Source organism: Flavobacterium sp. GNP001 (genome assembly GCF_054343775.1).
Genome location: NZ_JBTGUX010000001.1, coordinates 2,717,590 through 2,741,655 on the forward strand (window position 1 = coordinate 2,717,590; position 24,066 = coordinate 2,741,655).

Below are 24,066 nucleotides of genomic sequence, written 5' to 3' on the forward strand. Positions count from 1 at the left end.
ATGAATTGAATAATACGCACTTAGTTTAGCTCTATTGTATATTTGCTGTAAAAAGTTCAATTTTGAGTACTCAGAAGCCGCATTTTTTGCGATAATCGAAGTTTATAATTAACTTTATTTCGAGCTTGTTCACGCTATAAAGCAAAGTGACAATTACTCGATTTCAACAAAACTTAATCAATCATGATCATACGACAAGGAACAGCAGCAGACATGGAATCCGTTTTAGGACTCATCAAAGAATTAGCTATTTTTGAAAAAGAACCCGATGCGGTACAAATTACAGTTGACGATCTAGTGCGAGATGGTTTTGGAGCCAATCCACTTTTTCATGTCTTTGTAGCCGAAATTACAAACGCTACCCATGAAAAAGAAATCGTAGGTATAGCGCTTTGGTACTATCGTTTTTCAACTTGGAAAGGTAAAACCATTCACCTTGAAGATTTGGTAGTTAAAGAAAGTATGCGCGGCACCGGATTAGGTTCAGCATTGTACGCAGCCGTTTTACAACAAGGAAAAAAAGATCAAGTACGACGCGTAGAGTGGAATGTATTAGATTGGAATACTCCTGCCATTGACTTTTATGAAAAATCAGGTGCGAAAGTATTGCGCGATTGGTACGTGGTACAAATGGATGAGCAAGGAATCGCAACTTTTTGCGAAAATAAATAAAATAATAATTGCTTTTTAGTTGTTAGTACGCAACTAGATGCATAATACAACAATAAAATGAGAGTATTTAAATTTGGAGGTGCCTCTGTTAAAGACGCTGCAGGAATCAAAAATGTGCAGCATGTGTTACAAACCGTGGGTTATGAAGATGTGTTGCTAGTAGTGTCAGCAATGGGAAAAACAACCAATGCATTAGAATTAGTAATCAAACATTATTTTGATAAATCAGCTGAGCTCAATGCGGCGGTACAAGAAGTAAAAAAATACCACATCCAAATTCTTTTAGACTTATTCGAAGATGAAAACAATGCAGTATTTACAGCCGTAAATGAGCAGTTTGCTGATTTAGAATATTTTTTAGCACACAACAAATCCCCTAATTATAATTTTGTGTACGATCAAGTGGTAAGTTATGGCGAATTAATTTCAACCACAATCTTAAGCCACTACATGAACTTTATGGGCATGGCTACACAATGGTTAGATGTACGTAATTTTGTAAAAACAGATGCCAATTATAGAGATGCTGAAGTGGATTGGGAATTAACGCAAGCCAACATTTCTAAAAATGTAAAACGCAAAACCCTTAACATCACACAAGGATTTTTGGGGTCTGATCCAAACAATTTCACTACCACTCTGGGCCGTGAAGGATCTGATTACACTGCGGCTATTTTTGCGTATTGCTTAAATGCTGAAAGCGTAACCATTTGGAAAGATGTTCCGGGAGTTATGAACGCCGATCCGCGTTATTTTGAAAATGCAAGTTTGTTAAATCAAATTTCCTACCGTGAGGCCATCGAGTTAGCCTTTTATGGTGCCACTGTAATTCACCCAAAAACGTTACAACCTTTGCAAAAAAAGGAAATTCCTTTGTATGTAAAATCATTTATCAATCCACTTTTACAAGGTACAAGTGTTTCAAAAGGTGTCGATTTAGAGCCGTACCTTCCTTGTTTTATCGTGAAAAGAAACCAGTTATTGATTTCGCTTTCATCAATTGATTTCTCTTTTATCATGGAGGAAAATATCAGCGAAATTTTTGCCCTTTTCCATCAGTTTAAAATTAAAGTGAATTTGATTCAAAATTCAGCTATCAGTTTTTCTGTTTGTGTAGAAGATAAGTTCAATAACTTTGCTGCTTTGAATGCCATTTTATCTAAAAAATTCAAAGTAGATTTTGATGAAAATGTAACTTTATACACCATCAGACATTTTAACGACGGCGCTGCACAGACGGTTGAAGCAAACAAGACCGTTTTATTAAAACAAGTGAGCCGCGAAACCATGCAAGTAGTCACTAAAGAAGTTTAAAAACACCAAACATTCATACCAATGGGAATCAAAAACTAAAATTTTGATTCCCATTTTTTTTGATTCTACACCAACTACTCACCTATTTCTGGCAAACGAAATATTCAATTAATATATACTACTTTTGATACTTTGGAGTTATCCTTATTTATGTGGAAAAAAATATTTTTTTGGATTGTTTTATGCTATTGTTCTGGACTTTGGGCTCAGGAAAAAAGCACGCTCTACCAAACCAAAAAAATAGCTCCTACTAAAGATACCATTCGGCTTGAAAAGAACAGTATCAACTCCAGTTTCTTTAAAATTTTAGATTCCAAAGGAAAAGCAATTGACAGTACTTTATACCGTATTGATTTTTCAAAAAGTACTTTATTATTACTTTCTGATTTTAGCAATCCCAGAGATTCAATCACAGTATCGTACCTGCAATACCCTGAGGAACTAACCAAAACCTACTACATTTACGATCCGAGTAAAGTAGTTTCAAATGCAGCAGGGAAAGGAAATTTATATAGCGTAACCGACACCAACATCAAAAAAAACATTCCCTTTGACGGGTTGAGCACTTCTGGGAGTATAACACGAGGCGTCACGATTGGTAACAACCAAAACGCTGTTTTAAACTCGAATCTCGATTTACAAATCACCGGAAAATTATCTGATAAGGTAAGCATCAGAGCCTCACTACAAGACAGTAATATACCACTGCAAGATGGGGGTTACTCGCAGCAGCTAGACCAATTTGATTCTGTTTTTATGGAACTTTTTAGCACAAATTGGAGCATACGTGCAGGCGACTTGTTTCTAGAAAATAAAGAAACCCAATTTTTAAACTTTAATAAAAAAGTACAAGGTATAGCTACTAACTTTAATTGGGAGGGAAAAAACAACAAGAGCAATGTATTTGCCGCAGCAGCATTAGTTAGAGGGCAATACGCCAAAAGTGATATCATAGGTCAGGAAGGAAATCAAGGACCCTATAAATTACGTGGTCAAAATGGCGAGTTGTACGTGCTTATTGTATCAGGATCAGAGCGCGTGTTTGTAAACGGCAATTTGTTGGAGCGTGGCGAAAACAAAGATTATACGATTGATTACAATGCTGGAGAAATCATTTTTACACCGCTGTTTACAATAACCTCTGAAATGCGAATTGCGATTGAATACCAATATACCGACCGGAATTACAGCCGATTTGTAACTTATGCTGGAGGAACACACAAATCTAAAAAGTGGCGATTTGGCGGCTATTTATACTCTGAAAACGATTTAAAAAATCAACCTGTTCAGCAAAATCTCTCTCAAGAACAAGTTCAAATTATTAAAAATGCCGGCAATGATACGCGCCAAATGACTGCACCATCTGCCTATCTTGACTCATACAGCGACAATAAAGTACTCTACAAACAAATTCTTGTGAACGGTATGCTTGTGTACGAATATACCACCGACGTAGATGGCGATTTATATAATGTGAGCTTCTCTTTTGTTGGTGCCAATGCAGGAAATTACATTTTATCCAATACCAATACCATTAATAGAGTTTTTACTTATGTATCACCGATTAATGGCGTTCCGCAAGGAAATTACGAACCAATCATTCAATTAATTGCGCCAAATAAAGTTCAAGTAGCCAGTTTCGTGGGTCAATTTCATCCTACTGAAAAAACGAATATTGATGTTGAAATTGGAGTAAGTAACAACGATCAAAATTTATTTTCAGCGCTAGATGATGCCAATAATAAAGGATTAGCAGCCAAGATAAAAAGTAAGCAACGCTTCTTTTCGAAAGGTTGGAACATGAATGCATTTGTCAATTACCAATTTATTGAAAGTACCTTTAAAACTGTGGAACGATTGAACAACATTGAATTCAATCGCGATTGGAATTTAGAACCTTTAACCACAGGCAATCAAAGTTTGTTGGTCACTGGCTTGCAGCTACAAAAAAAACAAAATCCGAAATCCACTAGTACAGGAAATGCAAGCTACCAATTAGAAAAATTAGATTTTACTGGGAATTTCACTGGGAATCGTCACGTGATTAATGGATTTTTGCAACAAAAAAATTGGAGTATCCGTCAGCAAGGCAGTTACTTGCAAAGTGAGAGTGACGTTTTGAATTCTTCTTTTTTGCGAAACCAATCGCAAGTGCGTTATCGTTTCAAAAAAAACTGGATTGGTACCTCTATACGACTTGAAAACAATAGCGAACGCAACAAAAACACACAACAACTTTCAATTTTAAGTCAAAAATTTATTGAATACGGCGCACATATCGGTCGTGGAGATAGCACCAAAGTATTTTTTGAATTAGGATATTTAAAAAGAATCAATGACAGTTTGCAAAACGGAATGGTGCAACGCGTGAATCAATCAAACACCTTTATTTTAAAATCGAGATTAATCCAAACCAAAACTAGTGATTTGAGTGTGGTTGCTAATTACAGAACACTTGACTTTGAAGCCAATAATAGAAAAAGAGAGAGCACTTTAAACTCTCGCATAATCTACTCGGACCGATTTTTCAACTCGCTATTTTTGAGCAACACAGTGTATGAAACCACCTCAGGAAGCATTCCGCAACAAGAATTTACATATCTCGAAGTAGCTGTTGGTCAAGGTGTGTATACTTGGAACGACTATAACAGCAATGGTATTCAGGAACTACAAGAGTTTGAGGTAGCACCATTTATCGATCAAGCCAAATTTATACGTGTATTTTTACCCAACCGCATTTTTATAAAAACCCACCAAAATAAATTTTCGCAAGCCCTTACTTTTAATCCTACGCAATGGCAAAACGAGAAAGGTTTTAAAAAATTCGCTTCTTATTTTTACAATCAAACTGTTTTTTTATTGGATCGAAAAATAAGGAATAACGGCTCTAATTTTGAATGGAACCCGTTCAGTCCCATTTCGGATGAAGTGTTAGGCTTAACTTCGAGTTTAAGAAATACGCTTTATTACAACCGAGGCAAGCAAAAGCATTCTGTTACCTACACCTACTTGCTTAACAAAACCAAAAGTTTACTCTCTATTGGTTCACAGGAGGCTGATAATGGTTCCCATCAACTACAATACAACCATTTGTACCAAAAAAGTTGGCTTTTAGGCTTTTTTACCAAAACCATTCAAAACAAAGTTAACTCCGAAGATTTCATTGAGAAAAACTTCAATATCACGGGTTATCAAGTCGCTCCAAAAATCAGTTATTTGTTTTCGAAAAGTACCAGTTGGGAGCTGTTTTATGAGTATCAGAAAAAACAAAACCAAATAGGTAATGGTGAACTATTATCACAAAATCGATTAGGAACATCGTTCTCGTATGCGGGATCTAAAAAATTTACTTTTAATGGCGAATTATCATTGTACCAAAATAAATTTAATGGCAATGAATTCTCAGCCGTTGGCTTTCAAATGCTCGAAGGATTACAAACAGGACAAAACGTTACTTGGCGTGCTTTGTTACAAAAAAGTATTACTTCATTCTTAGACATTAACTTCAATTATCAAGGTCGAAAAAGCGAACGCAATGCAACTATTCATACTGGTAATGTGCAGCTAAGAGCTTACTTTTAAATAAATGTACAAGTAACAGATTGCCAATCACATTTTTTTGTATTTTTAAAACTACTAACATAAAAATCAAACCTATGAAAAAATCGATGTTACTTCTTTTCGCTTTACTCCTATCTTTTATGGGTAATGCTCAAACTACGGCTGCAGCCAAAAAAACCACGAAAGCGGCAACTGAAAAAACCGCAAAGGCCAAAGAAAAAATAACAAAAGCCAAAGCCGAGGCAGCCGAAGAAAAAGCCGCTACTGCAAAAGAAAAAGCTAAAACAGTAAAAGAGAAAACAACTGCTACTAAAGAAAAAGCTACAGCTACAAAAGAGAAAGCCTCAAAAGCAAAAGCAGCAGTCGTTGAAGCAAAAGCAGAAAAAGCAAATGCTATTAAAGAAAAGGCTACTGCCAAAAAAGAAAAAGCAACTGCTGCCAAAGACAAATTAACCAAATCTAAAGCAGATGTTGTCGCTGAAAAATCAAAATCAGTAAAAGAAAAAGCAATTGCAACAAAAGCAAAAGCTACTAAAACAGTAAAAGAAACCAATGAAAAAGCGCCAAAAGTTGCCGATAAAGTAACTGGTGAATACAATGGTAAAAAAGTATATACAGGTCCAAGAGGCGGTAAATACTATATCAATGCAAACGGGAATAAGACTTACATTCAAGAGTAAATCACAAAAAACAATAGTAGAACGAAGACTATCTTAACACCGATAGTCTTCGTTTTTTTTTAAAATACAACGAGCACACAATTCATTAAATTAATAGTTTGGTAAACTTTTGTAAATACAAAAAAGCACTGAACTTGTGTATCTTTCCAGCATTAAACCCAAGTTTATGCCTACAGAACCAATTGCGACTTCAAAATCTAAAACCATTTTAGTTGCCCCTTTAAACTGGGGTTTAGGCCATGCTACGCGTTGCATACCAATTATCAAAGCACTTTTAGAGCTAAACTACCAACCTATCATTGCCTCTGACGGTGCTGCTTTGTTGTTACTGCAAAGGGAATTTCCAGATTTAAAAACGCTTGAACTTCCATCGTATGAAATAGAATATGCCATCAAAGGCAAAAATTTCAAATGGCATTTGTTAAAAAACAGTTGGAAAACCTTAAAAGCAATTCGAGAAGAAAAAGCATTGGTGAAAAAATGGATTACAACCTATGGCATTGATGGAATCATTTCGGATAACCGCTTGGGCGTATTCAATAAAAATATCCCTAGCGCCTACCTTACGCATCAAATTCAGGTTTTAAGCGGACAAACAACATGGATCAGCAGCAAAATTCATCAGTACTTTGCCTTTCAACATAACGAATGTTGGATACCTGATTATGCCAGCAGCAACAATTTATCAGGTATTTTAGGTCATATTGACGATTTTGATCATAAGCTAAAATACATAGGACCAATAAGTCGCTTACAAAAAAAGTTAGTGCCAAAAAAATACGATTTACTCGTTTTACTCTCGGGTCCAGAACCACAACGAAGCATGCTCGAAACGCATTTACTAAAAGAATTGCAAGGGTTTGAAGGAACCGTTCTTTTTGTTGCAGGAACTGTTGTTGCGCAACAAAAAATAAGTCAAACCGAAAAGGTCGAATATTATAATTTTATGACCACTTCCCAACTGGAGCAGGCCATCAACGAAAGTGAAATGGTGCTTTGTCGCTCTGGTTACACCTCGATTATGGATCTTTCGGTTTTGCGAAAAAAAGCATTTTTTATTCCCACACCTGGGCAATTTGAACAAGAATATTTAGCCGAAAAACTAGAAAAAGAGGGCCTAGTACCTTATGTAACTCAGGATGAATTTTGTATCACCAATTTGCAAGATGCCAATCATTATAAAGGTTTGCCAAAAGCGGATTCAAAAGTAGCCTGGGAGAAATTGTTTGGTTTATTCGAAGAATAAAATGATTTGGAGCTCTTGTAAATAATTATTTTTTAACCCCAAAAGAAGCTTCGTTTTTGGATGTTGTTAACGTAAATGAAAACTCCGATCCTACGCCAAAGTTACTATCTACATAAATTTTTTCGTCGTGCGCTTCAATAATGTGCTTGACAATTGAAAGGCCGAGTCCAGAACCTCCTTCGGTTCGTGCACCACTTTGATCAACTCGGTAAAAACGTTCAAATAAACGCGGAATATTTTTCTTTTCGATTCCTTCGCCATTATCCGTAAAGCGAACAATTACTTTATCTGATGTTAACTCTTCAATACTTACCTCGGTTGTCCCTTTTAGTTTACCGTATTTGATAGAGTTTACAACCAAGTTCATGACTACTTGTTGAATTTTTTCTTGGTCACCCAACACCATAATTGGTTTGTGGTAGCGCATGTCAAACATCAAAAGAATATCCTTTTTAGAGGCTTTCATTTCGAGTAAATCAAAAACGTTTTGCACTAATTTTACGATGTCAAACTCAGCAATTTCAAGATTTAGATCGCCTGTTTCTAATTTAGAGATCATATCTAAGTCTTGTACAATATAAATAAGACGCTCTACCCCTTTTTCAGCACGTTCTAAGTATTTTTTTCGAATAGTTTTATCGTTCATAGCGCCATCCAACAAAGTAGAAAGATATCCTTGAACGGTAAATAAAGGTGTTTTCAATTCGTGCGAAACGTTACCCAAAAATTCTCTTCGGTATTCTTCACGCACTTTTAGCGTTTCAATTTCAAGTTTTTTATCGGTAGCGAACTTTTTCACTTCGCGCGTAAGCGTAGCCATATCAGTGGTAATAGGCTGATTTCTAAACGTACTTGATTCTAACAAGGAAACGTCATCGTAAATCTTTTTTACTTTTTTATAAATAAAACGCTCTACACGATATTGCACCACTAAAAATGAAAAAGAGGCGATGCAAACCGCAAAAATAAGAATGAAATTAAGGGAAAATTCAAAAAAATAGTGCGTTAAAAAACTCACTAATAAAGTAGAGAACAAGGTTATATACAAGGACGATTTGACTGCAAATCGGTAAGTTTTTTTAAAATTTATTGTCATTTACACTTCAAACTTATAACCAACTCCTTTGATGGTTTTAAACAAATCTTCTCCAATTTTTTCGCGCAGTTTTCTAATATGCACATCAATTGTTCTTCCTCCAACAACTACTTCGTTACCCCAAACCTTATCGAGAATTTCGTCACGTTTGAATACTTTTCCTGGTTTTGAAGCCAAAAGGTAAAACAATTCGAATTCTTTTCGCGGAAGCGCAATCTCAATATTGTCTTTTATAATTTTGTATTCTTCTCTATTGATTTCAATACCACCAACATTTAAGGTTTCGCTTTCGGATTCTTTTTCCTTTAAACGACGTAGCAAAGCTTTTACTTTACTAACCAATAATTTAGGTTTGATTGGTTTGGTAATATAATCATCAGCACCCGCATCAAAACCGGCTACTTGTGAGTAATCTTCGCTTCTAGCGGTTAGAAAAGTAATCAAAACATTATTTAATTCTGGAATTTTCCTGATGTGCTCGCAAGCTTCCATTCCGTCCATTTCTGGCATCATTACATCCATTATAATAAGGTCTGGGATTTCCTTCTTAGCTTTTGCAATAGCCTCCTTACCGTTTACTGCAGTAAAAATTTGATATCCTTCTTGAGATAGATTGTAACCAACTATTTCTAAGATATCTGGCTCGTCATCGACTAATAAAATTTTGGTGTGTTTTTTCTTCATGGAGTGTCAAAAATTATTTTTGAAATGTAAATGTAAACATTATTGAAGTAATCAAAAGCAGTTAACCGTAATTTAATATTGAACAGTTTTTGCCAACATAAAGACAACATAAGGTTAACAAGTCAGTAACTCCTGATTTGCATTATGGCCGTTAATTTGCACAAAAATTAAACCCGATGAAATTCAAGTTACTATTACTTACGTTATTAATTACTGCTTTTTCTTTCGCACAAAGCAAAGGAACTATTACAGGAACGTTAACAGACAAAGATGCTAACAATCAATCATTGCCATTTGCCAACGCAATTATCAAAGGTACAACTATTGGTACCAATACTGATATTGATGGTAAATACACACTTAAAGTAGCACCAGGAAAATACACATTGCAATTTAGCTTTGTAGGATACGAATCAGTTGAAGTATCTGTGACAGTAGTTGCAGACCAAACGGTGACAGTTAATCAAGCATTAGGCTCTGGTAGCTACAAACTTGAAGATGTGGTCGTAAAATCAACTGTTAGTAGACAAAAAGAAACGGCTTTGCTTCTGGATCAAAAAAATGCAGTATCTATCAAACAAAGTATTGGTTCACAAGAATTAGCTCGTAAAGGAGTTAGCGATGTAGCAACAGCTGTTACCAAAACAACTGGAATTACAAAACAAGAAGGTTCTGGAACTATTTTTGTTCGTGGATTAGGAGACCGTTACAACTCTACGACGATGAATGGTTTACCAATTCCTTCAAACGACCCGGAAAAGAAAAACTTAAATCTTGATATTTTTTCAACTGACATTGTAGAGTACATTTCTATCGACAAAGTTTATAATGGAAGTATTTATGGAGACTTTGCAGGAGGAAATGTTGATATTATTTCTAAAGACTACAAAGGAAAAGGTTTTGTAAAAGTAGATATTGGTTCAAAAGTAAATACAAATGCAGTAAGCAATGACAACTTTTCATTACAAACTGGTATCAATGATTTTGGTTTAAAAGCAAGTCAAATTCCAAGCAGCCCTTTAACGGCATACAACTACAACTCTTTAAATTTAGAAACAAAAAATCCTATTGCTGGTTCATTTGGAATTTCAACAGGGAATTCATTTGATATTGGTAACCAAAGTAAATTGAATGTTTTTGCAACAATCAACTACAGTACCAATTATTCTTCTCGAGCAGATGGAAGCGCAAAGGGGTCAATTAACGGGAACGGCGTTATCAATAAAAACTTCGAAGAATATACATCAGACTCTTACAGTACAAACTTAACAGGAATGTTAAACCTTGGTTACAAAATAAATAAGGCCAACAAAATTAATTTCAACTCTGTATTCATCAATACTTCATCTTTAACTAAAGAGGAATTTTCAGGACTGATAGTTGATATTGCAAATGATGGTAACGGATTAATTCGTCGTAATGAATTCAAGAAAAACGCCTTATGGATTAACCAACTTTTAGGAGAACATACTTTAAGCGAGCGTACTGCCGTAAGATGGGGAACTTCATTGAACAGTATTGACGGACAGATGCCAGACCGTAACCAAAATATTTTTAGAAAAGAGGCTGATGGTTTCAAATTATCGAATATTTCTGCACCAGACAACCACAGGTATTTTCAAGAACTACAAGAAACTGAGGTAGCTGCGAATCTAGCTGTTGACTACAAATTCAACAAAGATTTTGAAGGAGAATACAAAGGTAAATTTACAGCAGGATACAGCGGACGAGCTAAAAATAGAGATTTTGAAGCAAGACAATTCAACTTCAAAACAACAGCTGCCAATTCAACAATTAGTGTAGACCCTAACAACCTAGATTTGTTTTACAACCAACAAAATTTAGATAGCAACGTATTTGAGATTACTACTTTTAGAGGTAATAGCCAAGTTCCAAATGCCTTAGATCCACAAATTTATAATGGTGAACAATTTATTAACGGAGGTTTCTTGAACACTGAATATAATTTTGGTAAACTATCAGGAGTTTTAGGATTAAGAGGAGAGTATGTTTTTCAAAAAATTGCTTGGGAAACTCAATTAGATCCTGCAGGAGATTTTGATGAATTAGAAAAAATAGCTTTTTTACCTAGTTTAACATTAAAATATACAGTAAACGAAAAACAAAACTTGCGTTTTGGTTTCAGTAAAACTTACACTTTACCACAATTTAAAGAAAGAGCTTTATTTGTATACGAGGAAGTAAACGAAGTAAAAGTTGGTAACCCTGATTTATATGCTTCTGATGATTACAACTTTGACCTAAAATGGGAAGTTTTCCCTAGTGCTGACGAGTTAATCTCTGTAACTGGATTTGGTAAATACATTTTAAATCCAATGAACGAAGTAACAATCGCTTCTTCAACAAATGATATTTCTTTTATCAACACAGGTGATTTTGGATATGTAGCTGGAGCTGAATTAGAGTACAGAAAAACAATTTTTAACTTTGACGAGTCTAAATCAAAAAAATTAACAGGAGGTTTAAATGCATCTTATTTATACAGTAATCAAGAATTAGATAGCAATAAAGTTATCAGAGAAACAGATTATAATGTTGTTTTCACTGATGCAGAAAGCAAATTTACAGGAGCATCAGATTTATTACTAAACGCTGATCTTTCATTCTATACTGATTGGAATAATAAAGAAAGTAATTTAACAACAACGTTAGCTTACACTTACTTTTCGGATAGAGTATATGCATTAGGAACCAATGACAGAGGAAATTTAGTAGACAAAGCCTATGGATCTCTTGACTTAATAACTAAGTTGAAGTTAAACAAAAAAATGGGAATTGACTTTATAGCAAAAAACATTTTAGACGCTACACTTAATAGAACGCAAGAAAACAAGTCTGGAGACATTAATGTTCTTTCATACAAAAAAGGAATCAATTTAGGATTGAGTTTAAATTACCAATTCTAATACCAAACCAACATAAGTATTATAAAAGCAGCCCGACCAGGCTGCTTTTTGTTTATTATGATCCTAGCTTAACCTACATAACATTAAGTTAATACTATTGTAAGCATTTATTAAATTAACATTCACATTGGCTTAACCTAGACTTGAGCAAATTGCTACACCTTTGTATCAGAAACAAAACAATTAACTATTACAACATGAAAACAAAATTTTTACAACTAATTGGAATTTTAACAGTAAGTGCAGCCGTGGTGAGCAGTTGTTCAACAACGGAAGAAAACGAAAAGCCTTCATCTAATTTCGTAGTTGATGCCAACAATTTTCAAGGAAATATCAATGAGGGTGAAGTAACTCTTGACGCATCTAAAACATACAAGCTTACTGGTAAACTACAAGTAAATTCAGGAGCAACCTTAAACATTCCTGCAGGAACAAAAATTGAAGGAACTGGTGGAACTGCATCATACATTGCGGTAGCACAAGGTGGAAAATTAAACGTAAACGGAACAGCTAGCAATCCAGTGGTAATGACAAGTGGTTTAGCTACTAAAAAAGCTGGAGACTGGGGTGGATTAGTAATTTGTGGTAAAGCACCAATCAACCGTGTAACTGGTGGAGCAAGTACAGCACAATCAGAAGTTGCAGATTTAACTTATGGTGGAACTGCATCAAATGATAACTCAGGATCTATTCGTTACTTGAGAGTAGAATATGCTGGAGCTGCATTTAACAGTGAAAAAGAATTTAATGGAGTTTCATTATTTGGAGTAGGTTCAGGAACTACTTTTGAATATGTAGAGGCTTACCAAGGTGCAGATGATGGTTTCGAATTTTTTGGAGGATCTGTAAACACTTCAAATTTGATTTCATTTGGTAACGAAGACGACCAATACGATTGGACAGAAGGATGGAATGGAACTAACACCAACTGGTATGGAAAATTATCATTTGGAAAAGGAAACAGAGGTATCGAAGCTGACAACTTTGAGTTTGGTTTTGCTAATACACCAATTGCAAACCCAACGATCACAAATATCACTTTAGTAGGTCCTGGTAGCGTTCCTCCATCTGGTACATTTGGAGAAAACCAAGCAATCAAATTAAGAAGAGGTACTAAAGCAATTTTCACTAACGTAGCATTGAGCGGTTGGGCAAGAGGAATTGACATCGAGCATGACGAAACGTTAAGTTTTATTGGTACTGCTTTAAAACTTACAAGCGTTAACTTCGTAGCTGATGTTCCTACTAAAACTAGAGGTACTAAAACTGTAGTTGCACCTGCAACAGCTGGTGTTAGTGCTGATGCTTCACTAGCAATTGCATCTGAATCTGCAACTGCAACTGGCGCTGGAAACGGTGCTGGAGCTCCTGGATGGGCAGCTGGATGGTCAGTAGGATTGTAATTCAAGTTCTAAAATAGATAAAATGCCTTTCAACTTTGAAAGGCATTTTTTTTGGTATACTTTTTGAAATATTTTTTGTATCTTTACTAATCAAAATTGAAATGATGGCAAAAAACTACTTTTATACACTTATTGCATTGGTTTTCTTTTGTTCTTTTAGTGCTGTTGCACAAGAAACAAAACAAGCACCAAGAGTACAAGAAACAAGCATTGAAGGCTTGAGTTTGTATCCAAACCCTGTGAGTAATGGTAAAGTTTTCATTACCACCAAAAACGATCTTGATAAAGAAATTATCATCTTTGATGTGCTTGGTAAAAAAGTACTGCATACCATGATGAACTCAAAAGAGCTGAATGTTTCTGCATTGAGTTCTGGTGTATACATCATCAGGATTAATGAGAAAGAATCGTCAGCCACTAGAAAATTAATTATCAAATAAAAATCTATACACAAGCTCCAATACCAATTGGAGCTTGTTTTTTATAAAAAAGTTTCCTTTCCTACTCCGCTCTAATTGCATAGCTAGTCCTGACAATTTTTATTACTTTTGTAAAAAAAATTGGTGATCACAGCAACAGATATTTTTACGATTTCAAGCCAAAAACAATTTGAAAAAACAGCTTTAAAAGTATTTCGTTTTCAATACGAAAACAATCTGGTGTATAAAGAATTTTGCCAATTTCTAAAAACCGATCCACACAAGGTAAAGTCGCTACAGCAAATTCCTTTTTTACCCATACAATTTTTTAAAAGTCATGCTGTAGTTTCCAATTCCAACCCAATTCAAGAAACGTTTACTAGTAGTGGCACAACAGGCATGATTACTAGCAAACATTTGGTAACTGATGTTAGCCTTTATGAAGAAAGCTACCGCAGAGGTTTTGCTGAATTTTATGGCAATATCGAAGATTATGTAGTTTTAGCCCTGCTCCCATCCTATTTAGAACGCGAAGGCTCTTCGTTAATTTATATGGTTAAGAATTTAATTGAACTTTCAAACCAAGCGGATAGCGGCTTTTATTTGAACGATCACGACGCCTTAATCACTAAACTTGTAGAACTAGATAATCAAGGGCAAAATGTTATTCTGTTTGGTGTGACGTTTGCTTTATTAGACTTAATAGAAAAACTTCCGTTTCAATTGCAACATACCATTATCATGGAAACTGGCGGCATGAAAGGGCGTCGCAAAGAAATGATTCGCGAGGAGCTTCACGAGCAATTATGCCAAGGTTTTGGCGTATCAGCCATACACTCAGAATACGGCATGACAGAACTTCTTTCGCAAGCTTATTCACTGGGAGATGGCGTATTTGAGTGTCCTGCTTGGATGCAAATACTGGTTCGCGATACAGAAGATGCCTTGACTTATATAGAAAACGGAAAAACAGGCGGAATCAATGTAATCGATTTGGCCAACATTAATTCGTGTTCGTTTATAGCTACTCAGGATTTGGGTAAAAAAAATCCAAACAACTCTTTCGAGGTTTTGGGGCGCTTTGACAATTCGGATATTCGTGGGTGCAATTTGATGGTACTTTAACCCTTTTAAAAAGTATAAATGCGAATTCTTTCTTTGATTCTTTTATTGTTTTTTGGATGGAATAGCGGCGCGCAAACCACTGAGGTAGGAGTTCAAATAGACTCGATTACTCATATAGATCCTTCCCCAAATGAGCGACTATTTACCGTTCATTATAGTATTACGAACAAAACAAAAAGTCTTATTTCATTAGTTTTAAATACTAAGGAGTTACGATCTAACATGTACAACAATTCGTCTTGGATACCCTCGTACAGGCTGTTTCAAGAAAAAAACATGATAGAAACGAATACTATATTCGATTCTAAAAAAAGTGATGCGGTACTTAAAAAAATAATGCAAGACCTAGAAAATAACCGTAAAGATTTAGCTGATTTTTTAGCAAAACAGACAGATGCCTTAAAACAAAAAACCCGTAAGGAAATTTTAGAAAGCGTTCTACAATTTCAAGGGAATGAAACTAAAAAATTTACAGCCAATTTGAGTTGGGACAAAAACCGCTACCATAAATTTGAAGACAACGAATATTATTTAAACAATGACGATGTTCATTTTCTAGACTTGTTTTTGTATTTCAACAAACACGAATTAGCTAGTAGCTTGCCCGCTGAAGATTTAAAAAACATACTTGAAACTCCCAACCTTATTTCAGGCTGGATTACTTCTAATAAATTCCCAATCAATTTTAAGGATTGAAATAAAAAATCCCAATAGCTCTTTGGAGTCATTGGGATCTTTAAATTATCATGAAGCGTAGTTAAAACGCCGCATAATTTATAGCACTCTTACCACAAAATAATTTTTCTTTCCGCTTTGTAACAAAACAAATTGATTGTTGATTAAATCTTTGGTTGAAACCATAAATTCTTCCGTAACTTTTTCTTTGTTTACTGAAATAGAATTCGCTGTTAAAGCACGACGAGCTTCGCCGTTAGATTTCATAAAACCTGTTTTTTCGTTTAAAACGTCAACAATATTGAGTCCAGCTTCAACCTCATTTCTAGCAATTTCTGCTTGCGGAACGCCATCAAAAACATCTAAAAAAGTTGCTACATCCAATTGCTTTAAATCATCCGCAGATGAATTTCCGAACAAGATAGAAGAAGCTTTAATGGCGTTTTCTAAGTCGGCTGTAGAATGAACAAGTATTGTAATTTCTTCTGCTAAGCGTTTTTGCAACAAGCGCAAATGCGGTGCCTCTCTGTGTTTTACAGTTAAATCTTCAATTTCTTCTTTGGATAAAAAAGTAAAAATTTTGATGTATTTCTCGGCATCCACATCTGAGGTATTCAACCAATATTGGTAAAATTTATATGGAGACGTTCTAGCCGAATCCAACCAAATGTTACCTCCTTCAGATTTTCCAAACTTAGTTCCATCCGCTTTAGTAATCAACGGACAAGTCAAAGCATACGCTTTACCGCTGGCAATTCTGCGAACCAATTCAGTTCCAGTAGTAATATTTCCCCATTGGTCGCTTCCGCCCATTTGTAACGTACAGCTCTTTTCTCTGTACAAATGCAAAAAGTCATACCCTTGAACCAATTGGTAGGTAAACTCCGTGAATGACATTCCTTCGGCTGCTTCGGATGACAAACGTTTCTTTACAGAATCTTTTGCCATCATATAATTAACGGTAATATGTTTACCCACGTCACGAATGAAATCTAGAAATGAAAAATTCTTCATCCAATCGTAATTATTTACTAATTCAGCTGCATTGTCAGCATCTGAGGTAAAGTCTAAAAAACGAGCCAATTGTCCTTTTATGGCTTCTTGATTATGGCGCAAGGTAGCTTCATCTAACAAATTACGTTCATTAGATTTACCCGATGGATCACCAATCATACCTGTTGCTCCACCCACAAGCGCTAAGGGTTTATGTCCTGCTAGCTGAAAATGTTTCAACAACATTACACCCACTAAATGTCCTATATGCAATGAATCGGCAGTTGGGTCAATTCCCACATATGCCACACGCATTTGTTCCATCAAATGTTCTTCTGTGCCAGGCATAACATCGTGGAGCATTCCTCTCCAAGTTACTTCTTCAATAAAATTCTTCATCTTTTTATGCTATTTACTTTGGTCTTTCGCCTTAAAGGCGCTGTGCCACAAAGATAAAATTTATTGCGGATTCCGTTATTTGTTTAATAGGTTATTCGAGAAAAATAATTTGTATTTTCGTAACATGATATTAGTAACAGGAGGAACCGGTTTAGTAGGCGCGCATTTATTGCTTCAATTAATTGAATCCAAAAGTATTGGCAGTGAAAAAGTACGCGCTATTTACCGAAAAGAAGATGCAATACAAAAAACCAAAGCACTTTTCGATCTTTACAATAAGGCGACTTTCTTTACACAAATTGAATGGATTCAAGCTGACATTACTGATATACCGTCACTAGAACTTGCTTTTCCGGGGATTACAACCGTTTACCATTGTGCTGCTTTGATATCATTTGACCCAAAAGAAGAAGCGCAACTACGCAAAATTAATATTGAGGGCACGGCGAATATTGTCAATTTTAGTATTGCCTATGGGGTACAAAAATTGTGTTATGTAAGTTCGATTGCTACACTTGGAGACCCACTTCCGCACGAAACTTTCATTACTGAAACTACCGAATGGAATCAAGAAAACTACCACAGCGACTACGCCATATCTAAATACGGTGCCGAAATGGAAGTTTGGAGAGGACAACAAGAAGGCTTGTCTGTTATCATTATAAACCCTGGAGTTATTCTTGGTCCGGTTCTTCCTTTCAAAGATTGGGAAAATGGTAGTGGTCAATTGCTTACCAAAGTAAAAAGAGGATTACCTTTTTACACCCTTGGCAGCAGCGGCTTTATTGCTGTAACAGATGTGGTACAGATTGCACAAAAACTTACAGAAAGCGATATCACAAACGAGCGTTTTACTTTGATTGCGAGCAACATCACTTTTAAAGAAGTGCTCGACACCATGGCCGAAAGTTTAAATGCAAGAAAACCACGCTGGCATGCTACACCTTTTATCATGAAAATTATTTGGAGACTCGATTGGGTTTCAGCAACAATTTTTGGACAAAAAAGACGCATTTCAAGAGCATCCGCAATGGCATCCTACAACAGTAATTTGTATGCTAATCAAAAAATAAAAAACGCCTTGACTATCGATTTTACTGACGTCAAGGCGTATATCAAAAAAATTAGCCAACTGTAATTTATAGTTTTGCAGCGGTGCTATCTACTTTTTTCTTAGCGCGTAGTTTTTTTAATTTTTCTGCTCTAATTTTTTTCTGTTTGTTGGCAATAAGCACATCAGTCGCTTTTAATTTTTGCTCTAAGCGTGTTGTAACTTGATCAAACATTAGTTTATACTCTTCGTAATTAGCAGCATAATAGGCATTGTTTTCAACGAATTGCAAACTATCTACCTTGTATTTTTTGAAGATAAAATCTCTTGAGTTTATTTTTAAGGTATCCAATGACACCGGATTTTGGAACTTTATAGCCTCAAGAATGGCCAAATCATACATAATATCTGCCATAACCTCTTTGCTAATCGGTTTTTTAGGTTCTTGAAGCACTTCGTTTTTACAGCTCGTAAAAAGAAAACAAAGTACTACTATGGTGATGATTTGTTTCATATTCTAAATATTATCGTTCAAATGACAAACGTTTTCCAGCTTTGATATCTTTTACTTTGAATGCGTTATAAACTAATTGTCCGTTTACAAATGTATGTGTAATTCGGGACTTAAAAGTAAATCCTTCAAAGGGAGACCAACCGCATTTAGCTAAAATATTTTCTTTTTTCACACTCCAAGGTAAGCCTGGATTGACAATTACCAAATCAGCGAAATACCCAACTTTGATAAATCCACGTTTTTCAATCTTGAAAATTTTAGCCGGATTGTGACACATTTTTTCTACAATTTTCTCAACGCTTATTTTACCTTGATGAAAAGCCTCAAAAAGAGCCACAACAGCATGTTGTACTAATGGTCCGCCTGAAGGTGCCTCAAGATAATTTTTACTTTTCTCTTCAATGGTATGTGGCGCATGATCTGTTGCAATAACATCAATACGATCATCTAGTAAAGCTGCCCAAAGCGCATCTCTGTCTTTAGCTGTCTTTACTGCGGGATTCCACTTAATCATATTTCCTTTTGTAGCATAATCATCATTGGTAAACCATAAATGATGTACGCACACTTCGGCAGTGATTTTCTTTTCTTCTAATGGAATTTTATTGGTAAACAACTCCATTTCTTTAGCTGTCGAAAGATGAAAAATATGCAAACGAGCGCCAGTTTTTTTGGCCAAAGCCACTGCTTTTGAGCTCGAAATATAGCAAGCTTCTTCGCTTCGAATTAAATGATGCGCCGTTACCGGAATAGCATCGCCAAATTCCTCTTTGTAAGTCGCTAAGTTGTTGCGTATAGTAGTTTCATCTTCACAATGCACTGCAATTAACAAAGAGGTGCTTGAAAATATTTTTTCGAGTGTAGCCTCATTATCAACCAACATGTTTCCTGTTGACGATCCTAAAAATATTTTAATACCAGCAACATTCTTTGGATCTGTTTTTAAAACTTCTTCTAAATTATCGTTAGTAGCACCCATCATAAACGAATAATTCGCATAGGATTTTTGTGCTGCCAATTGGTATTTCTGCTCCAAAATTTCTTGCGTCACCGCATTTGGTACTGTATTGGGTTGCTCAATATAAGTCGTGATTCCGCCTGCTACAGCAGCGCGCGACTCTGATTCGATATCTCCTTTATGCGTTAAACCAGGTTCTCTAAAGTGTACTTGATCGTCAATAGCGCCGGGCATCAAATAATTACCTTCGGCATCAATGATTTTGCAATCTGCAAATTTAGCACTAATACTGTCGGCAATTTCGACAATAGTATCATTTTCAATTAGTACATCACCTTCAAAAATAACTCCTTCGTTGACTATTTTAGCATTTTTAATTAAAACCCGATTCATCTTCTTGCTGCTTTATAATGTGTTAATTAATTTCTTTAAACGAAGTGCAATGACACCAAATACGGCTTCAACAATAATAGAATTACTCATCTTAGACTGCCCCTTAGTTCTATCTGTAAAAATAATGGGAACTTCGACAATTTGAAAATTTTTACAAAAAGTTCGGTACTTCATTTCAATTTGAAAAGCGTAGCCCACAAAACGAATTTTATTTAGATTTATATCCTCTAAAACTTTGCGTTTGTAACAAACGAAACCTGCAGTAGCATCGTGAATTTTCATACCCGTAATTAACCGAACGTAAACAGAGGCAAAGTATGATAACAAAACCCTACTCAAAGGCCAATTGACTACATTAACTCCCGTAACATAACGCGAACCTATAGCTAAGTCAGCATCTCCGAGATGGCAAGCATCATATAGTTTTTGTAAATCTTGAGGATTATGAGAAAAATCGGCATCCATTTCAAAAATGAACTCGTATTGACGCCCTAAAGCCCATTGAAAACCATGTACGTAGGCAGTACCTAAACCAGATTTTTTTTGCCTTTGCTCTAAAAACAAACGCCCTTTAAACTCCTCTTGAAGTACTATAACTTTATCAGCAGTATGATCTGGTGAATTATCATCTATAATCAGTACGTGAAAAAGTTTATTTTGTGAAAGTACAGCACGAATGATACTTTCAATATTTTCAATTTCGTTATAGGTTGGAATTATAACAATACAATCATTCATATTTTGGACTAATTTCACCGCAAAAGTAACCTTTTTATGCCATTTCAACCTTAATAAAATTATAATAAAAAGAATGATATAAAAATTAGTAGTTTTGTATCGTTATGATTGAAAATGTACTGCATCCGCGAATAATTGAAAACAAGGATTGGGCTACCGCCCTGTTTTTGTTGGCATTTGCCATAATTGCCTTAACTAAATCTGTCTTTGAAAATAGATTTGGAGAATTTGCTAATTTATTATTTTCAAATAAATACATCAAAGTATACCGCGATAGCAGTCATCTAAAAAGCAGTTTTACTATCGCTTTATTTACTGTACAAGTTATTTCTCTCGCATTTTTTATTCAAATTGCGCTGTACTCATTTGGATACGCTTCAAAAACCGATTGGCTATTATTTATTCGTATCATCACCTTTTTACTGTTTTTTATTTTAGCAAAGTATTTGATCGAAAAAATAATTGCTTCGGCTTTTAATATTGAAGAATTCTCAGAGCAATTTAATTTACAAAAAGTTACTTACAGAACTTATATTGGTTTATTAGTGCTCCCTATCAATATCATTTTGTTCTATTACGACAGTATTTCAAGAAATTTTATACTAGCAACCATAGCTATAATAATGATAGCCAACGTACTAACGTATTTGATTTCAATAAAAAATTATCAAAACATAATATTCGGTAAGTTGTTTTATTTTATTTTATATCTTTGCGCTCTTGAAATAGCCCCCTATTATTTTATGTATTATTGGTTTACAAAAGGGAGTGCTTAGAAACCGTTATATATGAAAGTGAAAACAATTTTGGTGTCACAACCCGAGCCTAAAGTGGAAAATTCCCCTTACTTTGAACTTCAACAAAAACACAAAGTAAAAATTGATTTCAGACCTTTTATTCACGTAGAAGGAGTTAGCGCCAAAGAGATTCGATTACAAAAAATCGACCTTAATCATTACACCGCTATTATTTTAACGAGTAAAAATGCCGTCGATCATTTTTTTAGAGTAGCCGAAGAAATGAGATACAAAGTACCAGAAGGATTAAAATATTTCTGTCAATCAGAAGCAATTGCCTTTTACCTTCAAAAGTACGTTGTGTACAGAAAACGTAAAATTTACGTAGGTCCAAAAGATTTTGCTGATTTATCTCCACTAATCAAAAAGTACAAAGACGAAAAATTCTTGCTTCCTGCATCAGACCAATTGAATGCCGATGCACCAATTACATTAAACGCCTTGAAAGTAGATTGGACTCCTGCCGTTTTTTACAGAACAGTTATGAGTGATTTATCTGATTTAGCAGATGTATATTATGATGTCTTAGCTTTCTTTAGTCCAACCGGAATCAAATCATTGTTCAAAAACTTCCCAGACTTTGAGCAAAACAATACCAGAATTGCCGTATTTGGTAGTACTACACAAAAAGAAGCATTAGATCATGGTTTAAGAGTTGATATCTTGGCTCCTACGCCTGCTACACCATCCATGACAATGGCATTAGAAAAATATATCGCCGAAGCGAATAAAGGAAAATAATATTACATTACATACCAAAAAGCCATTCCTCATTAGAATGGCTTTTTTTGTGCTTGCTTTATAAATTACAATAAAGTACACCATCTATCATTGAGTATTAGCTTCTGCCTAATCTACTGTCCGTTCGAGCGCAGTCGAGAATCAAATAAACATCTCGACTGCGCTCGATGTGACAAAAACAAGAACTAACACTTCTTTTAAGCGTTAATTACTTAAATTTGATTTTTAATTAAAACTAAATTTCTCATTTTAGTTTAAAATTCATACTATGAAAATTAATTCGCTGATGGTTGAAATTGACGGTATCGATAAAGAAATTCTTCGTGACCTTATGGAAGATGCTCGAAAACCCATTCTTCAAATTGCCAATAAAATAGGAATTTCAGGCGCTGCAATACACCAACGACTGCGTAAGTTGGAGCAATCTGGTGTAATATCGGGATCGAAATTTACGGTAAACAATAAAGTACTTGGGTACAACACCATGGCTTTTGTGGGCGTTTATCTCGACAAAGCTGCCCGAAATGCAGAGGCAGTGCGCGATTTAAGAAAAATTCCAGAGGTTTTAGAATGCCATTACACTACCGGAAATTGGTCTATTTTAATTAAAATTATCTGTCGCGATAACGAACATTTGATGCAGCTACTCAATACCAAAATTCAAGCTATTGAAGGTGTTTCACGAACAGAAACCTTCATTTCGCTTGACCAGCAAATTGATCGACAAATTCAACTTTGAGGAAAGTGAAAAGTGAGTTGTGGGAAGTGAAGTGTGGGAAGTGAAATGTGAGTTGTGAAATGTGAAGTCTGAAATAAAAAAAATCCAAACTCCATAAGATTGGAATTTGGATTTTATAAATAGTTATGTGAAAGTTGGAGAATTAGTCTCTTCTTCCCCCCATATAAATCGAAATATAATAAAGCAAGGTTGCTATTGATCCTAATGCAGCTACCACATAGGTTCTAGCTGCCCATTTTAGAGAATCTTTCGCACCAGCTTGTTCCTGCGGCGTGAGCATTCTTTTGTTTTCTAACCAAGCCAAAGCACGATTACTTGCATCATACTCCACTGGCAAAGTAACAATTGAAAACAAAGTTGTCGCAGCGAAAATCACAATTCCCACTAATAAAAGTCCTGGAAACGTTTTTAGCATTACAATTCCCGCTAACAAAATCCATTGCATATAAGTCGATGCCACATTTACAACAGGCACCAACTTTGAGCGCATCGTAAGCCACTCGTACCCTACAGCGTGTTGTACCGCGTGTCCGCATTCGTGAGCTGCCACGGCCGCAGCTGCTGCATTGCGCTGGTTGTACACTGCTTCACTTAAATTAACTGTTTTATCAGCAGGATTATAGTGATCCGTTAAACGACCTGGAGTTGAAATCACTCGTACGTCACGAATTCCGTTATCGGCTAGCATTTTCTCGGCAATTTCGGCGCCTGACATTCCGTTTTGCAAATGCAACTTTGAATAGTGTTCAAATTTGCTTTTTAATCTAGAGCTAACTAACCAACTTGCTAGCATAATACCGCCCATTAATATCATTGATGGTAAACTAAATCCTAACATATCTTATTCTTTTTTAATTTTTTTTAAAGTTAGTAAAGAAATAGCAAAATTTGCACCAATTTGTAAAAATGTCAAATTGGCATTAGTTAAATAATCCTAAAAA

Annotated in this window: 21 protein-coding genes; 14 read left to right on the forward strand and 7 right to left on the reverse strand. The window is 35.3% G+C overall.

Annotated elements, in window-relative coordinates:
* Positions 1-183: 183 nt before the first annotated feature.
* From ACXX8U_RS11590 to ACXX8U_RS11610, 5 genes are all read left to right on the forward strand, one after another.
* Positions 184-672: a GNAT family N-acetyltransferase gene (locus tag ACXX8U_RS11590; RefSeq protein WP_458565974.1), complete on the forward strand. Its 489-nt coding sequence runs from the start codon at positions 184-186 to the stop codon at positions 670-672.
* A 57-nt stretch (positions 673-729) separates the two neighbouring features.
* Positions 730-1,986, forward strand: coding sequence for an aspartate kinase (locus tag ACXX8U_RS11595; protein WP_458565975.1), 1,257 nt, complete (start codon positions 730-732; stop codon positions 1,984-1,986).
* 150 nt (positions 1,987-2,136) lie between these two features.
* Positions 2,137-5,568: a DUF8818 domain-containing protein gene (locus ACXX8U_RS11600; protein WP_458565976.1), complete on the forward strand. Its 3,432-nt coding sequence runs from the start codon at positions 2,137-2,139 to the stop codon at positions 5,566-5,568.
* A gap of 74 nt (positions 5,569-5,642) precedes the next feature.
* On the forward strand, positions 5,643-6,227 hold the full coding sequence (locus ACXX8U_RS11605; protein WP_458565977.1) for a hypothetical protein: 585 nt from the start codon (positions 5,643-5,645) through the stop codon (positions 6,225-6,227).
* A gap of 166 nt (positions 6,228-6,393) precedes the next feature.
* Complete coding sequence (locus tag ACXX8U_RS11610; RefSeq protein ID WP_458565978.1) at positions 6,394-7,473, forward strand: glycosyltransferase; 1,080 nt, start codon at positions 6,394-6,396, stop codon at positions 7,471-7,473.
* Positions 7,474-7,498: 25 nt separating this feature from the next.
* Here ACXX8U_RS11610 and ACXX8U_RS11615 read toward each other — a convergent pair whose 3' ends face one another.
* Both ACXX8U_RS11615 and ACXX8U_RS11620 read right to left on the reverse strand, forming a co-directional pair.
* Entirely contained in the window at positions 7,499-8,569 is a 1,071-nt protein-coding gene (locus tag ACXX8U_RS11615) for a sensor histidine kinase (RefSeq protein WP_458565979.1), read from the reverse strand.
* Positions 8,570-9,253 carry a response regulator transcription factor gene (locus tag ACXX8U_RS11620; protein WP_166132894.1) on the reverse strand — a complete coding sequence of 228 codons (684 nt, stop codon included), beginning with the start codon at positions 9,251-9,253 and terminating at the stop codon, positions 8,570-8,572. It abuts the gene before it with no gap.
* 176 nt (positions 9,254-9,429) lie between these two features.
* Here ACXX8U_RS11620 and ACXX8U_RS11625 point away from each other — a divergent pair, with 176 nt between their 5' ends.
* From ACXX8U_RS11625 to ACXX8U_RS11645, 5 genes are all read left to right on the forward strand, one after another.
* Positions 9,430-12,180 carry a TonB-dependent receptor gene (locus ACXX8U_RS11625; protein WP_458565980.1) on the forward strand — a complete coding sequence of 917 codons (2,751 nt, stop codon included), beginning with the start codon at positions 9,430-9,432 and terminating at the stop codon, positions 12,178-12,180.
* Between the two features lie 197 nt (positions 12,181-12,377).
* Positions 12,378-13,583, forward strand: a complete 1,206-nt coding sequence (locus ACXX8U_RS11630; RefSeq protein ID WP_458565981.1) for a beta-helix domain-containing protein — start codon at positions 12,378-12,380, stop codon at positions 13,581-13,583.
* Between the two features lie 104 nt (positions 13,584-13,687).
* The gene (locus tag ACXX8U_RS11635) at positions 13,688-14,023 is read left to right on the forward strand and encodes a T9SS type A sorting domain-containing protein (RefSeq protein WP_210787971.1); all 336 of its coding nucleotides are present in this window, start codon (positions 13,688-13,690) and stop codon (positions 14,021-14,023) included.
* A 123-nt stretch (positions 14,024-14,146) separates the two neighbouring features.
* Positions 14,147-15,127, forward strand: a complete 981-nt coding sequence (locus ACXX8U_RS11640; protein ID WP_458565982.1) for a LuxE/PaaK family acyltransferase — start codon at positions 14,147-14,149, stop codon at positions 15,125-15,127.
* Between the two features lie 18 nt (positions 15,128-15,145).
* Entirely contained in the window at positions 15,146-15,823 is a 678-nt protein-coding gene (locus ACXX8U_RS11645) for a hypothetical protein (RefSeq protein WP_458565983.1), read from the forward strand.
* A gap of 78 nt (positions 15,824-15,901) precedes the next feature.
* Here the strand turns inward: ACXX8U_RS11645 and tyrS are convergent, their stop codons facing one another.
* On the reverse strand, positions 15,902-17,194 hold the full coding sequence (gene tyrS / locus ACXX8U_RS11650; protein WP_458565984.1) for a tyrosine--tRNA ligase: 1,293 nt from the start codon (positions 17,192-17,194) through the stop codon (positions 15,902-15,904).
* 124 nt (positions 17,195-17,318) lie between these two features.
* Between tyrS and ACXX8U_RS11655 the strand changes: the two genes are divergently transcribed.
* Positions 17,319-18,332 (forward strand): NAD-dependent epimerase/dehydratase family protein, encoded by a 1,014-nt coding sequence (locus ACXX8U_RS11655; protein ID WP_458565985.1) that lies wholly within the window; start codon positions 17,319-17,321, stop codon positions 18,330-18,332.
* 1 nt (position 18,333) lies between these two features.
* On the opposite strand, the gene ACXX8U_RS11660 is transcribed toward ACXX8U_RS11655, so the two are convergent.
* The 3 genes from ACXX8U_RS11660 to ACXX8U_RS11670 are packed head-to-tail and all read right to left on the reverse strand — an operon-like array spanning position 18,334 to position 20,848.
* Positions 18,334-18,759: a DUF4296 domain-containing protein gene (locus tag ACXX8U_RS11660; RefSeq protein WP_458565986.1), complete on the reverse strand. Its 426-nt coding sequence runs from the start codon at positions 18,757-18,759 to the stop codon at positions 18,334-18,336.
* A 10-nt stretch (positions 18,760-18,769) separates the two neighbouring features.
* Positions 18,770-20,110, reverse strand: coding sequence for a dihydroorotase (locus ACXX8U_RS11665; protein ID WP_458565987.1), 1,341 nt, complete (start codon positions 20,108-20,110; stop codon positions 18,770-18,772).
* A 12-nt stretch (positions 20,111-20,122) separates the two neighbouring features.
* Positions 20,123-20,848 (reverse strand): polyprenol monophosphomannose synthase, encoded by a 726-nt coding sequence (locus ACXX8U_RS11670; protein ID WP_458565988.1) that lies wholly within the window; start codon positions 20,846-20,848, stop codon positions 20,123-20,125.
* Between the two features lie 104 nt (positions 20,849-20,952).
* On the opposite strand from ACXX8U_RS11670, the gene ACXX8U_RS11675 reads away from it, so the two are divergent.
* The 3 genes from ACXX8U_RS11675 (at position 20,953) to ACXX8U_RS11685 (ending at position 23,125) form a co-directional block, all read left to right on the forward strand.
* Complete coding sequence (locus ACXX8U_RS11675; protein WP_458565989.1) at positions 20,953-21,624, forward strand: DUF4271 domain-containing protein; 672 nt, start codon at positions 20,953-20,955, stop codon at positions 21,622-21,624.
* A 12-nt stretch (positions 21,625-21,636) separates the two neighbouring features.
* Complete coding sequence (locus tag ACXX8U_RS11680) at positions 21,637-22,386, forward strand: uroporphyrinogen-III synthase (RefSeq protein ID WP_166132883.1); 750 nt, start codon at positions 21,637-21,639, stop codon at positions 22,384-22,386.
* 268 nt (positions 22,387-22,654) lie between these two features.
* On the forward strand, positions 22,655-23,125 hold the full coding sequence (locus ACXX8U_RS11685) for an Lrp/AsnC family transcriptional regulator (protein ID WP_458565990.1): 471 nt from the start codon (positions 22,655-22,657) through the stop codon (positions 23,123-23,125).
* Between the two features lie 142 nt (positions 23,126-23,267).
* Here ACXX8U_RS11685 and ACXX8U_RS11690 read toward each other — a convergent pair whose 3' ends face one another.
* Complete coding sequence (locus ACXX8U_RS11690; RefSeq protein WP_236362477.1) at positions 23,268-23,963, reverse strand: zinc metallopeptidase; 696 nt, start codon at positions 23,961-23,963, stop codon at positions 23,268-23,270.
* Between the last annotated feature and the right edge of the window lie 103 nt (positions 23,964-24,066).

Excerpts from the sequence above, each read along its gene's own strand:
- ACXX8U_RS11590 (WP_458565974.1), top strand. The coding sequence starts at position 184 with ATGATCATACGACAAGGAACAGCAGCAGACATGGAATCCGTTTTAGGA.
- ACXX8U_RS11595 (WP_458565975.1), top strand. The coding sequence starts at position 730 with ATGAGAGTATTTAAATTTGGAGGTGCCTCTGTTAAAGACGCTGCAGGA.
- ACXX8U_RS11600 (WP_458565976.1), top strand. The coding sequence starts at position 2,137 with ATGTGGAAAAAAATATTTTTTTGGATTGTTTTATGCTATTGTTCTGGA.
- ACXX8U_RS11605 (WP_458565977.1), top strand. The coding sequence starts at position 5,643 with ATGAAAAAATCGATGTTACTTCTTTTCGCTTTACTCCTATCTTTTATG.
- ACXX8U_RS11610 (WP_458565978.1), top strand. The coding sequence starts at position 6,394 with ATGCCTACAGAACCAATTGCGACTTCAAAATCTAAAACCATTTTAGTT.
- ACXX8U_RS11615 (WP_458565979.1), bottom strand. The coding sequence starts at position 8,569 with ATGACAATAAATTTTAAAAAAACTTACCGATTTGCAGTCAAATCGTCC.
- ACXX8U_RS11620 (WP_166132894.1), bottom strand. The coding sequence starts at position 9,253 with ATGAAGAAAAAACACACCAAAATTTTATTAGTCGATGACGAGCCAGAT.
- ACXX8U_RS11625 (WP_458565980.1), top strand. The coding sequence starts at position 9,430 with ATGAAATTCAAGTTACTATTACTTACGTTATTAATTACTGCTTTTTCT.
- ACXX8U_RS11630 (WP_458565981.1), top strand. The coding sequence starts at position 12,378 with ATGAAAACAAAATTTTTACAACTAATTGGAATTTTAACAGTAAGTGCA.
- ACXX8U_RS11635 (WP_210787971.1), top strand. The coding sequence starts at position 13,688 with ATGGCAAAAAACTACTTTTATACACTTATTGCATTGGTTTTCTTTTGT.
- ACXX8U_RS11645 (WP_458565983.1), top strand. The coding sequence starts at position 15,146 with ATGCGAATTCTTTCTTTGATTCTTTTATTGTTTTTTGGATGGAATAGC.
- tyrS (WP_458565984.1), bottom strand. The coding sequence starts at position 17,194 with ATGAAGAATTTTATTGAAGAAGTAACTTGGAGAGGAATGCTCCACGAT.
- ACXX8U_RS11655 (WP_458565985.1), top strand. The coding sequence starts at position 17,319 with ATGATATTAGTAACAGGAGGAACCGGTTTAGTAGGCGCGCATTTATTG.
- ACXX8U_RS11660 (WP_458565986.1), bottom strand. The coding sequence starts at position 18,759 with ATGAAACAAATCATCACCATAGTAGTACTTTGTTTTCTTTTTACGAGC.
- ACXX8U_RS11665 (WP_458565987.1), bottom strand. The coding sequence starts at position 20,110 with ATGAATCGGGTTTTAATTAAAAATGCTAAAATAGTCAACGAAGGAGTT.
- ACXX8U_RS11670 (WP_458565988.1), bottom strand. The coding sequence starts at position 20,848 with ATGAATGATTGTATTGTTATAATTCCAACCTATAACGAAATTGAAAAT.
- ACXX8U_RS11675 (WP_458565989.1), top strand. The coding sequence starts at position 20,953 with ATGATTGAAAATGTACTGCATCCGCGAATAATTGAAAACAAGGATTGG.
- ACXX8U_RS11680 (WP_166132883.1), top strand. The coding sequence starts at position 21,637 with ATGAAAGTGAAAACAATTTTGGTGTCACAACCCGAGCCTAAAGTGGAA.
- ACXX8U_RS11685 (WP_458565990.1), top strand. The coding sequence starts at position 22,655 with ATGAAAATTAATTCGCTGATGGTTGAAATTGACGGTATCGATAAAGAA.
- ACXX8U_RS11690 (WP_236362477.1), bottom strand. The coding sequence starts at position 23,963 with ATGTTAGGATTTAGTTTACCATCAATGATATTAATGGGCGGTATTATG.